This is a genomic window from Mesorhizobium sp. M0074 (assembly GCF_040322975.1).
In the GTDB taxonomy this organism is placed as follows: domain Bacteria; phylum Pseudomonadota; class Alphaproteobacteria; order Rhizobiales; family Rhizobiaceae; genus Mesorhizobium.
This window is the reverse complement of the sequence record NZ_JAMYUM010000009.1, coordinates 205,700-217,940: the sequence shown is the minus strand read 5'-3', so window position 1 is coordinate 217,940 and position 12,241 is coordinate 205,700. Positions and strand designations below refer to the sequence as shown.

Annotated in this window: 10 protein-coding genes and 3 pseudogenes; 9 read left to right on the top strand and 4 right to left on the bottom strand. The window is 61.3% G+C overall.

The window, feature by feature from the left end; genetic code table 11:
* Position 1: 1 nt before the first annotated feature.
* Complete coding sequence (locus NKJ73_RS15075) at positions 2–1,489, bottom strand: NAD-dependent succinate-semialdehyde dehydrogenase (protein WP_352569972.1); 1,488 nt, start codon at positions 1,487–1,489, stop codon at positions 2–4.
* A gap of 18 nt (positions 1,490–1,507) precedes the next feature.
* Positions 1,508–2,734, bottom strand: a complete 1,227-nt coding sequence (locus NKJ73_RS15070) for an iron-containing alcohol dehydrogenase (RefSeq protein WP_352569971.1) — start codon at positions 2,732–2,734, stop codon at positions 1,508–1,510.
* A gap of 322 nt (positions 2,735–3,056) precedes the next feature.
* On the opposite strand from NKJ73_RS15070, the gene NKJ73_RS15065 reads away from it, so the two are divergent.
* Entirely contained in the window at positions 3,057–3,758 is a 702-nt protein-coding gene (locus tag NKJ73_RS15065; RefSeq protein WP_352569970.1) for a GntR family transcriptional regulator, read from the top strand.
* A gap of 151 nt (positions 3,759–3,909) precedes the next feature.
* On the top strand, positions 3,910–4,503 hold the full coding sequence (locus NKJ73_RS15060; protein ID WP_352493019.1) for a DJ-1/PfpI family protein: 594 nt from the start codon (positions 3,910–3,912) through the stop codon (positions 4,501–4,503).
* 134 nt (positions 4,504–4,637) lie between these two features.
* Here the strand turns inward: NKJ73_RS15060 and NKJ73_RS15055 are convergent, their stop codons facing one another.
* Complete coding sequence (locus tag NKJ73_RS15055) at positions 4,638–5,549, bottom strand: GntR family transcriptional regulator (RefSeq protein WP_352569968.1); 912 nt, start codon at positions 5,547–5,549, stop codon at positions 4,638–4,640.
* A gap of 168 nt (positions 5,550–5,717) precedes the next feature.
* Between NKJ73_RS15055 and NKJ73_RS15050 the strand changes: the two genes are divergently transcribed.
* The 7 genes and pseudogenes from NKJ73_RS15050 to NKJ73_RS15015 all read left to right on the top strand — a co-directional run bounded on the left by NKJ73_RS15050 (position 5,718) and on the right by NKJ73_RS15015 (position 10,824).
* Entirely contained in the window at positions 5,718–6,770 is a 1,053-nt protein-coding gene (locus NKJ73_RS15050; RefSeq protein WP_352569967.1) for an ABC transporter permease, read from the top strand.
* Positions 6,767–7,553: pseudogene (locus NKJ73_RS15040) on the top strand (ATP-binding cassette domain-containing protein). Before NKJ73_RS15050 ends, NKJ73_RS15040 begins: the two are co-directional and overlap by 4 nt.
* Before the next feature lie 93 nt (positions 7,554–7,646).
* The gene (locus tag NKJ73_RS15035; protein WP_352569964.1) at positions 7,647–8,561 is read left to right on the top strand and encodes a sugar ABC transporter substrate-binding protein; all 915 of its coding nucleotides are present in this window, start codon (positions 7,647–7,649) and stop codon (positions 8,559–8,561) included.
* A gap of 243 nt (positions 8,562–8,804) precedes the next feature.
* Positions 8,805–9,829, top strand: a pseudogene (locus NKJ73_RS15030) (zinc-binding alcohol dehydrogenase family protein).
* A 99-nt stretch (positions 9,830–9,928) separates the two neighbouring features.
* A pseudogene (locus tag NKJ73_RS15025) lies at positions 9,929–10,029 on the top strand (EamA family transporter); the annotation flags it as partial.
* A 133-nt stretch (positions 10,030–10,162) separates the two neighbouring features.
* Complete coding sequence (locus NKJ73_RS15020; RefSeq protein WP_352569963.1) at positions 10,163–10,390, top strand: CopG family transcriptional regulator; 228 nt, start codon at positions 10,163–10,165, stop codon at positions 10,388–10,390.
* Positions 10,387–10,824, top strand: coding sequence for a TA system VapC family ribonuclease toxin (locus tag NKJ73_RS15015; protein WP_352569962.1), 438 nt, complete (start codon positions 10,387–10,389; stop codon positions 10,822–10,824). The genes NKJ73_RS15020 and NKJ73_RS15015 overlap by 4 nt, the downstream gene beginning before the upstream one ends.
* 289 nt (positions 10,825–11,113) lie before the next feature.
* On the opposite strand, the gene NKJ73_RS15010 is transcribed toward NKJ73_RS15015, so the two are convergent.
* Entirely contained in the window at positions 11,114–12,241 is a 1,128-nt protein-coding gene (locus NKJ73_RS15010; RefSeq protein WP_352569960.1) for an NAD(P)/FAD-dependent oxidoreductase, read from the bottom strand.

The following is a 12,241-nucleotide window of genomic DNA, read 5'->3' as shown; positions in this document are numbered from 1 at the left end:
CTCACATGCTGATGGCGAGGTATTTCGCCTCCATGAATTCCGCAATGCCGTGATGCTGCCCTCCCTCGCGGCCGAGCCCGCTCTGCTTGACGCCGCCGAAGGGGGCTGCCGGATCGGACATCAGCCCGCGGTTGAGAGCAATCATTCCGGCCTCGATCCGGGAGGCCACCCGCATGCCGCGCGCCAGATCGCGCGTGTAGATGTAGGCAGCAAGCCCATATTCGGTGTCATTGGCGCGCGCGATGACCTCGGCCTCCGTTTCGAAGCTGGAGATTGGCGCCACCGGCCCGAATATCTCCTCATGCGCCATCTTTGCGTCGCCCGGCACGTCGCGAAGCACTGTCGGAGGGTAGAAGAAACCACGTCCGGACAGGACTGAGCCGCCGCACAAGACCCGCGCGCCGCGTGTGACCGCGTCGACGACAAGGCGGTCTATCTTCTCGATCGCCTTTTTCGTGATCATAGGCCCGCATTCCGTGTCCGGGTCGGTGCCGGCGCCGACCTTGAGCGACGACATCCGCTTCTCGAGGCCCTCGCAGAAGGCTTCGTAGATGCCAGATTGGACGTAGAGGCGGTTTGCGGCCGTGCAGGCCTCGCCGGCGTTGCGCATCTTGGCCACCATTGCGCCATCGAGCGCCGCTTCGAGATCGGCGTCGTCGAACACAATGAACGGTGCGTTGCCGCCGAGTTCCATGGAACACGAGATCACATGCCTGGCAGCCTCTGCCAGCAGAGCGCGACCCACACCCGTCGAACCGGTGAAGGAGAGTTTGCGCACCCGCGGATCGGCCAGCATGGCGGCTGTCAAAGGCCCGGGACTGGAGGTTGTCAGGACGTTGACCACCCCTGGTGGAACGCCTGCGTCCTGGTAGAGCGCGGCCAGCGCATAGGCGGTGAGGGGTGTCTCACTGGCTGGCTTCAGGATCACCGTGCATCCAGCGGCAAGTGCCGGCGCGATCTTGCGCGTCGCCATCGCGGCAGGAAAATTCCAGGGCGTGATCAGGATGCATATGCCGATCGGTTCGTAGTCGACCACAATGCGATTGGTGCCGGAAGGCGCAGTACCGAATTCACCGGTAATGCGAACGGCCTCCTCGGCATTCCAACGGAAAAATTCCGCGGTATAAGCGATCTCGCCGCGGGCATCCCGCAGGGCCTTGCCGTTTTCCAGTGCGATGAGAGTAGCCAGTGCCTCCGATCGTTCCGTCATCAGCTCAAAGCAGCGTCTGAGGACCTCGGAACGCTTTCGCGGCGACGTTGTCCGCCAGCCATGGGCTGCTTTGGCAGCGGCGTCAACGGCGGCGGCCGCGTCCTCCAAGGTCGCATCGGGTACGGCAGCGATGATGGCTTCCGTCGACGGATCAATGACCGGAATTACCCTGCCATCCGCGGACTGCCGCCATTGGCCGCCAATATACAGCCGGTGCGAAATTGTGTGGAAGTCGCTGACGCCCTGATCATCCGACAGAACCTGTGAAAACGTGTTCATCTCGATATTCCCGATTGTTTACATGACGCAGCTGGCGAGGTCGCCATCAAAGGCGGCCTGGACCAGACGTCGCATGGACCTCAAATCGAATGGCCGCGGATTGTTCTTGATGAGGCGCTCGATACCGATCGCCTGTTCCGCCGTCCAATCGAGCTTGTCGGCAGGCAGCCCCAGCTCGGCCAACGTGGGGATGATCCCGATTGCCCCAAACAGCCGACTGACCTCGCCAATGGTCGCGTCGGCCAACTCTTCGGGCGTCCGGCCTTTTCCATCGAGGCAGAGCGCGCTGGCGATCTCGGCCATCTCGGTCGCTGCGGCTGTTCTGTTGTACTTCATGACGTATGGCAGCATGGTGGCGACACCCAATCCGTGAGGGGTGTGGGTGATCGCGCCAACCGGATATTGCACGGCGTGCGCTGCCGCCGTGCCGGCCGTTCCGAACGCGCAGCCGGCTGCAAGTGCACCCATCATGACGTCGGCCCGGGCGTCCTCGTCGGAGGGCCGGCGGTATGCCATTTCAAGGCTTCGGCCAAGCAGCTTGATCGCCAGCAGGGCGAAGTGATCGGTCAAGGCGGTTTTGCCGATAAAGACATGGTTCTGCGGAAGGCCGGGATCGGTCCCACGCCTGGCGGCGGTGAAGGCCTCGATTGCATGCGTCAGTGCATCGGCGCCTGCCATTGCCGTCAATCCCGGCGGGCATGTCATCGTCAGTTCAGGATCGCAGATGGCCGCGGCCGCGATCAGATACGGACTGGAGATGCCGACCTTCAGAGTGCGATCCGGATCGGAGATCACGGCGACCGGGGTCACTTCAGAGCCCGTGCCGGCTGTCGTCGGCACCGCGATCAACGGCAGCGTCGGACCGGGCACCTTGAACTCGCCGTAGTAATCCTGGAGCTGACCGCCGTGACTGATGAGCAACGCGGCGCATTTCGCCATGTCGAGACAACTGCCGCCGCCAATGCCGATCACCACGTCGGGCGCGAACTTCCGTGCTTCCTGGACGCAGACGGCAACGGTGTCCCGAGGAACGTCGGGCAGCACACGATCATGCACCAGTACGTCTATCGAGGCGGCTCGCAGCCCCGTGACAATCTCTGCGAACAGGCCCGTTGCGGCAAAACGTTCATCGGTGCAGACGAGTGCGCGACGCCCGAGCCTGGCCGCGACAACCGGGATGACGTGGCGTTGGCCCTTCCCGAAGAGGATTTCGCGCGGCAGCCTTAGGGCAGCGAAAAGGCTCATGACCTGCATCCTGTGATGATGACTGGATTGGAATGCGAGATGGCGTTCAACTCGGCCCCAAGGCCGGGTTCGATATAAACCCGTCTCGCAGCGCGGTTGCGTATCGACGTGCCGAACCATCGCCCGCAACGCTGGCGGTCCGTTCAGCAGGTGAGGAAGCACGGGCTGCCAGGGCGGCACGCTGTTCCAGCAGGGCCACTGCAAATTCGATTGCTTTGTCTCCTAGCTGCCGCAAATGATATCCTCTATAAAATCGTATAGGATATAGGATTGCATTGGCCGGAGCATCGTGTTAGCAACTCAATGTGTCAAGAGGCAAAACATGCAGGCCATGAACTTACCCAGCCTAGACGAAGCGAACCTCGCCGGCGGGCGTATCCAGCGCTCCAGCAGCCTGGTTGAGGACGTCTACGAAGCGATCTTTGCGCAACTCATGTCCCTGAAGATTGCGCCGGGCTCGCGCATCACCGTCGACAGCCTGGTCAAGGAATTCAACGTATCCCACACGCCGATTCGCGAGGCGCTCGGCCGGCTCGAAGGCGAAGGCCTGGTGCTGAAGACGCATCTGATCGGTTACCGCGCTGCGCCGCAGATTACGAAACGGCGGTTCGATGAACTCTACGAGCTTCGCCTGCTGCTCGAGCCTCATGGTGCAGCCAAGGCAGCGGTGCTCATGGACGAGGTAAAGCTCGCACAGCTTCAGACATCGGCCGGCGTCATGGCGCGCCGTGAGGGCAAGGACGAGCGCCTGCGGTATTCCAACTTCGCCCGCCAGGATGCCATTTTCCATGACAAGGTCATGGAATTCGCCAACAACGAACTCGTGCGCGAGACACTGGCGCACCAGCATACCCACTTCCACATATTTCGCCTGATGTTCCATTCGCGCGTCACCGAGGAGGCGCTTGACGAGCATGAGGCCATCCTGGCCGCTTTCGCTGCGGCCGATCCTGCCGCTGCCGAGCAGGCGATGCGTCGCCATATCGAGCATTCCCGCGACCGTTTGTTGCTGGCGTTCGACTGAGACTGTCCCGATGTCCCCGTACCCGCCGTTGACGGTCATCACGCAGGCCAGTGCCAACGAAGACTACTTCCCCGTTTCACCCTTCTAGAAACTCAAACCTACCAGGCGAGTACAGGTCTCGCCCGGCCGTTGTCACAGGAAAGGAAGTACCATGCCAGGCAAAAAGATCCTGATGCTGACCGGTGAATTCACCGAGGAATACGAAATCTTCGTCTACCAGCAGGCGATGGAAGCGGTGGGCCACACCGTGCACGTCGTGTGCCCAGACAAAAGCGCCGGAGACCTGATCAAAACATCGCTGCACGATTTCGAGGGCGATCAGACCTACACCGAAAAGCTCGGCCACTATGCGCTGATCAACAAGACCTTTTCCGACGCTGAGAAGCAGCTGGAGCAATACCACGCTGTGTACTGCGCCGGCGGCCGTGGCCCCGAATACATCCGCACCGACAAGCGCGTACAGGCGATGGTGCGCCACTTCCACGAAACCAAGAAGCCGATCTTCACGATCTGCCACGGCGTGCAGATCCTGATTGCGGTGGATGGCGTCGTGCGTGGCAAGAAGGTCGGCGCGCTGGCGGCTTGCGAGCCCGAAGTGACGCTTGCGGGCGGCACCTATATCGACCTGTCTCCAACGGAGGCATATGTGGATGGGACGATGGTTTCGGCAAAAGGCTGGACGGCGCTTGCTGCGTTCATCCGCGAATGCCTGAAGGTGCTGGGAACGGAAATCCGCCACGCTTAGACCTTCTTCCGACGCATCTTAAAGGGGTGCGTCGGTTCCCTTTCTGGAAGGGGAACTTGTCACCGCCAGTTCGGCCCGGATCATAAAACGCCTGCATCACGCTGAGTTTGCCTCCCATGGGCGGAGGTCTTTCGTTATGCATTGATGCTCGTTTCATCAAATCCCGTAAGCGAACGCATAAGTGTTTCCCTCGCTGAGGCCAGATGCGCTCGGCAGGCCACCTCAATCCGTGTGGAGTTGCGGCTCTCAAGCGCATCGATATAGGCAATGTGTTCGTGGATTGCGGCAAGGTTGCGCTGCTTTTCGTCCTGCTTGTTCCACTGATAGTGATAGTGAAAAATGAACGTGATGATGTCGTAGAAATCATCGATGAAGCGGTTCGGTGAGGCCTCGTTTATGAGCCGGTGAAACCGGTTGTCCAGGCCGGAGAAGTCGTGAAAACGGCCTTCAATTCGCTCCAGCAGGTCGGCATGCGCCATCTTGAGCGCTGCGAGTTTCGACCATAGCGGAGAACTGTCCGGCTGCAATGAAAACAGTTGTGCCGAACGCAGTTCGAACATCACCCGGATCTCGAAGAGCTCAAGTGCAAAGTCTTCGGTGAAACCCTTGAAAAGCCAGCCTGTATTCGGCCTTTTCTCGATCAGTCCAAACCGACTGAAGCGGATCAGGAATTCGCGAATTCCGTTGGTCGCAACACCGAATTGGCGCGCAAGCTCGAGCTCATTGATGCTGGTTCCGGGCCTGGTGTCACCCCGCAGCATCCACTCCATGAACTGTTGTTCGACATGCTTGGCGCGAGGCGTGGTTTCGGCGTCCGGATAGTAGTCGTTGTCGCTGACCGGGCGGCCCGTCGACCTGAGGCCGCTGCGTTCGATGACAAGTTCGCGGTGAACAAGTTCCCGCAAAACCTTTCTGACGGTTGTGCGGCTGACGCACATTCGCCGTCTAAGCTCATTTTCGGAAGGAAGTTCACCGGCCAGTTGCCCGTCGCGCAGCATATTTGCAGCTCGATTGAAGGCCTTCTTGTAGACGGTGTCGGTTCTCATCGGATTTTCCTTGGGAACAATACCTTGTCCTTTTTAGCATGAACTTTATCCATAAAAAACAACTTGACCCGCCTCGGTCGGTTGTTTTTTCTCGATAAGAAGAGGACCTGAACACGAATTGAGTTCTTGACGACGCGGCTCGCACAAGCCGCGGCGGGGAGGGGAAATTTGCCTGAAACGAGAAACACCGGCACGACTGTCGGCGAGGCCGCGTTGCCGGCATCCAGGAAGCCAGAAGCCATCCCCGGCCTTGCGCTTGGCCTGATGCTGCTGAGCGCTGGTCCGGTCGTCATCCTGGTGCTGCTGATCGCCGTTCTCAGCTTTCTGTCGCCCTATTTCCTGACGGGACGCAATCTCAGCAACATCCTCGCCCAAACGGCCGTCATCTCGGTTGTCGCGATGGGCCAGCATCTGGTCATCCTGACACGCGGCATCGATCTCTCCGTCGGCTCGAACCTTGCGCTGGCTTCCGTCGTCGGCGCGCTGAGCTTTCATGCCGGCGCCCCCACCATCGTCGTGATCGCGGTGATGGTTGGCTGCGGTGCCGCGGTCGGCGCCATCAACGGGCTCTTCTACGTCTTCGGCCGGCTGCCGCATCCTTTCATCATCACGCTGGCGACGTTGAGCATCGCCAAGGGGCTGGCGCTGCAACTGGCCGACGGCCGGGCCATCCCTGGCATGCCGGATTCGATCGATGCGCTTGGCCGCGACGCGGTCTGGGGTCTGCCTGGATCGGTGTTCGTCGTTGCCGGCGTTGCCGCGGTTCTTTTCATCATGGCTAAAACCATGGTCTGGGGGCGCTGGATTTATGCGGTCGGCGGCCGGCCCGACGCTGCATTGCGCATGGGTATTCCCGTGTCCTGGGTGCTGGTTTCCGTCTATGTCATCTCAGGGCTGTGTGCCGGCATCGGTTCCGTCATCCTTGCCGGCCGCACCGACGCCGGTTCGCCGTTGTTCGGCAATCTGCTGGAACTGGATACGATTGCGGCGGTGATCATTGGCGGCGCCAGTTTTCTTGGCGGACGCGGCCACCTCGGCCATGCCTTTATCGGCGCCATCATGATCGGCGTTATCCGCAACGCGCTCAACCTGCTCAACGTCAATGTCTTTTTCCAGCTCATCGTCATCGGCGTGGTTATCGTCATAGCGGTCGAGTCCGACGTGCTGCGCAATTACCTCGAAGGGCGTGTGCGTGTCCTGCAAGCCGGGAGGCAGTCATGAGTGCCGTTGCGGCCAAAGTCGATCACGCGGTCACGGCGGACAATCCCGTGCTGGCGGTACGCGGTGCTACCAAGCGTTTCGGTTCGGTTCTGGCCCTGGACGATGTCAGCATCGAGGTGCGGCGAGGCGAGATCGTCGGCCTGCTCGGCGACAATGGCGCGGGTAAATCGACGCTGACCAAATGCATCAGCGGGGTGCACCAACTCGATGCCGGCGCGATCTTTTTGGATGGTGCGCCAACGCAGATACGCTCCCCCTGCGGATGCGCGCTTCGCCGGCATCGAGACCGTCTATCAGGATCTGGCGCTGTTCGACAATCTGACGCCGGGGCAGAACTTCTTCGCCGGCCGCGAGCTGGCTGGCCCGCAATGGCTTCCGCGCGGCCTGCGATTTCTGCAGCAGCGCCGGATGGACGCCGAGACCCGCGCTCTGCTGGCAAACCTGAAGGTTACGTTGCCGCGGCTGGATGCCGTCGTCGCCATGATGTCTGGCGGTCAAAGGCAAGCGATCGCGGTGGCCCGCTCGACCGTGTTCGCCCGCAAGGTTGTCATTCTGGATGAGCCGACCGCCGCACTCGGCCTGCGTGAATCACGCCAGGTGCTCAATCTGGTCGCTGCGCTCCGCGACCAGGGCAATGCCGTCATCCTGATCACTCACAACATGGAACACGTCGTCGAGCTCGCCGATCGCGCGGTGGTGCTTCGCCAGGGCCGCAGGGTCGGCGAACTGGTGCCGACGAAGGGCAACAAACAGGAACTGGTTTCCATGATCGTTGGAGCCTGACCCGTTCGAAATTTGGAGACCTTTCCGGTCCGCAAATGCCTGAAGCGTCTTCCGCCGGGAGGCGTCTCAATCCAAGGGAGGAATACAATGCCAATGAACCGAAAACTGTTCGCAGGGCTGGCGATCGCCGTTGCGTTTTCCGTGCCGGCTTCGGCCGCAGACAAGATCAAGGTCGGCCTGATTACGAAATTCCCGGTGCCGTTCTACTCGACCATGGAGGACGCTGCCAAGAAATATGCGGCCGCTCATCCGGAGATCGAACTGGTCACAGGCCAGGGCCAGGCGGCTACCGACATTGAAGGCCAGATCGCTCTGATCGAATCCATGATCACGCAAGGCGTCAAGGGGCTTGCAATCACTCCGGTCGACCCGACGGTCGCGCCGGCGCTCGACAAGGCGGTGGCCGCCGGCATCAAGGTGGTTCTCGTCGACAACAGCATCCCCAACTGGAAAGGCCAGACTGCGTTGGTATCGACCAACAACCTCAATGGCGGCAAGATCGCCGGAGAATACCTCAAGACGGTGCTCAAGAGCGGTGACAAGATCGGTATCTTGCAAGGCGTTCCCGGCGTGCCGGCTCTGGATGACCGGGTCACGGGCATGATGGAGGGACTGGGCGACGTCAAGGTCGATGTCGTCGGCAAGGGTGCAACCAACTGCACGCTGGAGCTTGGTACGTCAGTGACCGAAGACATCCTGACCGCCAATCCGGATCTCAAGGCAATCTACTCGGCCTGCGGCCCGCCGATCCCTGGCGCCGTCAAGTCGATCAGCAATGCCGGTATTGCCAACGACAACCTCATAGTGGTCGGCTTCGACGCCTGCTGCGGAGAGATCGAAGCGATCAAGTCGGGAGCGGAGGACGCCAGCGTAGCTCAATTTCCCGCGAAAATGGGTGAGCTTGGCATCGACACTGTCATCAAGGCCATCCGTGGGGAACCCGTCGAGGCCAACGTGAATACCGGCGCCGGACTGGTGACGCTGCAGAACGTCAAGGACTTCGAGTGATCCACCAGTGGTGGGGGGGGGGGGGGGGGGCGCGCCCCGCGGGGGCGGCGGCCGCCGCGCGCGGAGGATGAGATAAGAAACCCCCCGGCCCCCCCCAACCTTAACCGCGGCCGCGGCCGGGGCCCGCCTCCCCACCTACTTCCTAGTGCGCGCCCCCCCGGGGGGCGGGGGGCGGCCCCCCCCCCCCCCACTTCCTGCCGGACTCCAGCTTAGCAAGGGTGAATTACAATCATGGGCCCCACCATCAAAGTCGTGCGATGCGCTGAGCCCGGCAGGCTGGTGTTTGAGGAGCAGCAGGCGCCAGGCACTCCGCCGGAGGGGTGGGCACTGGTCGATGTCGGCTATGTCGGGATATGCGGAACCGACTACCACATCTTCGAGGGCAGGCATCCTTATCTCGCCTATCCGCGCGTCATGGGCCATGAGGTTTCGGGAACAATCGCGGCAATCAACGCGCCCGTGGACCTGTCGGTCGGAGAGCAAATCCTCGTCAATCCTATCTTGCCTGCGGACATTGTGCCGCCTGCCGCCAGAGCAAGCCTAATTGCTGCATGGCGATCGAGGTGCTTGGCGTGCACCGTGACGGTGCCATGAGTGAGCAGATTCTCGTGCCGGCGCAGAACTTGATACCAGCGGCCGGCCTGTCACCGGTCGAGGCGGCCACGGTCGAGTTTCTGGCCATTGGTGCTCACGCGGTCCGCAGATCCATGGCGGGGCCGGGCATTCGCGCCTTGGTTATCGGCGCCGGGCCGATCGGCCTCGGCACCGCGCTCTTTGCGCGCATAGCGCAACAGAACGTGACCGTCATGGACGTCGATGCCGAGCGGCTGGCCTTTGCCGCAAGGCAATTGGGCTTCCTGGTGATCGACGGGTCGAAGGGATCGATCATCGAAACGATAGCGGAGCGCACTGCGGGAACAGGTTTCGACGTCGTCTTCGACGCAACGGGAAACAGCCGTTCGATCCAGTCCGCCTTTGCCTATGTTGCCCATGGCGGCGTCATGGTGATGGTCAGCGTCGTGCCGGACGACATAACCTTCTCCGATCCAGAGTTCCACAAACGGGAAATGATGCTGATCGGCAGTCGCAACGCGACGCGTAGCGATTTCCAGCACGTCATTGCCTCGATCTGCGCTGGAAAAATACCAATCGACCAGCTCGTCACCCACCGCACCACCCTGCGCGACAGCCCACGCGATATTGCGATCTGGGCGCAGCAGAAGTCTGGTCTGATCAAGGCCATTATCGACGTAGGGAGATCTGGCTGACGTCGGCAACACAATCAAGATATGTCATCGCAGCCCTGGTGCTGCATTAGGGAGGGGGGAGTGGCTCGGTGACGCCAGGCTAAGCGTCGCGCTTGACACGTTTTCGGCGTGGTTTTCCTCAGTGACAATTGTCCCTGCCGAACTGGCTTGGCGTTTCACTGATTGCAGCGGGCGCAGTTCTCGTCGCATACAAAGGTTGAAGCCGTGAGGCGACGATCCTTCCGGCACAAAACGTGTTCCATGCAAAGTCCACCGGGTATTCGCACCGCTTGAGTATCCGACGTCGGTATTCTATATGATGCGTGATGTTTGATGCGCGCCAAGGAGGGCGATATGAGAACCACACTGGCGATCGATGACGATGTCCTGGTCGCGGCCAAGGCCATGGCCCGGCAGCAGGATCGCAGCCTCGGCGAGGTCATCACCGATCTCGCCCGGCGCTCGCTGCGCCGGCCACAAGCCGGCGGCGAGCGTAACGGGATTCCTCTATTGTCGCCTCGGCCGGATGCACCTCCTGTCACGCTTGAGACGGTCAATGCCTTGCGAGACGAACTGCCTTGACGTTCCTGCTCGATGTCAATGTGCTGATCGCACTGATAGATCCTGGCCACGTCGCCCATGACGACGCGCATGGCTGGTTCGAAGAGACCGGTAACGCGGCATGGGCTACGTGTCCCATTACCGAAAACGGCGTCCTGCGCATCGTCGGCAACCAAAGATATCCTAATTCTCCCGGTTCGCCCGCCATCGTTGCGCAAATCGTTACCAAGTTGCGGGCTCTGCACGGGCACAGCTTCTGGCCCGACGATGTGAGCCTGGTTGGCTCCGGCGACATCGATGCAGCGAAAATCCTGACCTCGGCACAGGTCACGGATACGTACCTTCTCGCGCTCGCCAAGGCGCGCGGCGGCCAACTTGCCAGCTTTGACCGCAAGCTGTCAGCGGCGGCCGTGAAGGGCGGGAAGTCTGCACTGCACCTGATTCCCACAAGGTAGACCGCCGGGCTCTTCGGTGCAGTCTGCCTTTCGATCTTCTTGGCTTTGAATTGAGGATTCCGCAACTTGTCGCGCTCAGCGCACTCCAGTGGATCGCGAGCGGCTATCTGACCATAGTTTGCGGGGCATTCATGTCTCCCCTGCGCGTTCGCGCTTGGACGCGCGGCGCTGACACTCGTCGCCGTCTCTGTCGCCGCAAGACGACAACCCGATCACACGATCATGTCACCCATCTCTTCCCCAGGCCCGCTGCCCATCTGGACAGTTCGGCCTTGCCCCAATTGCCCTTTCAGCTGAAACGATTAGGGCGGAAGGTCGCAAGCATGGGATGCGGATTGCCTGAGGCGATTTCTTTGGCAAGCAATTCGCCGACGATCAATCCAAGCGTGGCGCCGCTGTGGCTAAAGGCGACGTGAAGCCCGGCGACGGTCTCGACGGAGCCAAGCACTGGCTCGCCGTCGCCCGGGATGGGCTTCGGGCCAACTGCATAGGTAGCGAGTTGGAGCCGCGGATTGCCCTGGAGCACCGCACTAGCCTCGTCGAGCAGTCCTTTGACGGTCTTGTCATGCACGATGTAAGTTCCGTCAGAGTTGACCACGACTTCTTCCTCCGACCACGCCGAATCCAAAACAAGTTCGCCATCCGGCGTCGGGCGCACCGCCACGCGCGGCGTATTCAGCACGGCACGGAGCTCGGTCCTGATCGGCTTGGTTTTCAAGAGGAGTGAAATCGGCGTAGCGTCGGGGATATGGACTCCGATCTCAGCAAGCATAACAGGCGTCGCTGGCCCAACGCAAAGGATCACTGCATCCGCCTTTACCGGCACACCATCGGCAGTGACGACGCCACGCGCGCGACCACCTGTGGCATCCATCCGCACGCGTCCGGCGTTCTGGACGAGCTTGCCGCCGCGGGAGCGGAACTCATTGAGCAGCAGATCGATCAGGCAGGGCAGGTCAACCCATCCTTCGCCAGGATTGAAGATGGCACCCTGCGGGGTGATGGCGCTGGCGTTGACGCCGGGCGTCACTGCGCCGACTTCGGCAGGGCCGAGCAGAAGCGCGTCATAGCCAATATCCTGCTCCAGCTGGCAGATGGACGCGATCTGGTTCGCCACATCATCCGCATCCCAGGTGAGGCCGCCGTCAAAGCGAAGCCACGACGCGGTTTCCGGCCTTGTGGCCGCCAGGGTCCGATAACGGTCGATGCCTGCAAGCCTCAAGCGGTGGTAGGCAGAGTCAGCACGTCGCGCTGAGTTCAGCCAGGAAAGTGAACGGCCGGATGCACCGTTAGCCGGCGCGCCGTCGTTGACAATGGTTACATCAACGCCAAGACGAGCAAGGTGCAACGCGGAAGAGATGCCGAAGATGCCCGCGCCGATAACAACGACATGGCGCAGCTTTGGGGAGGCAGTCAT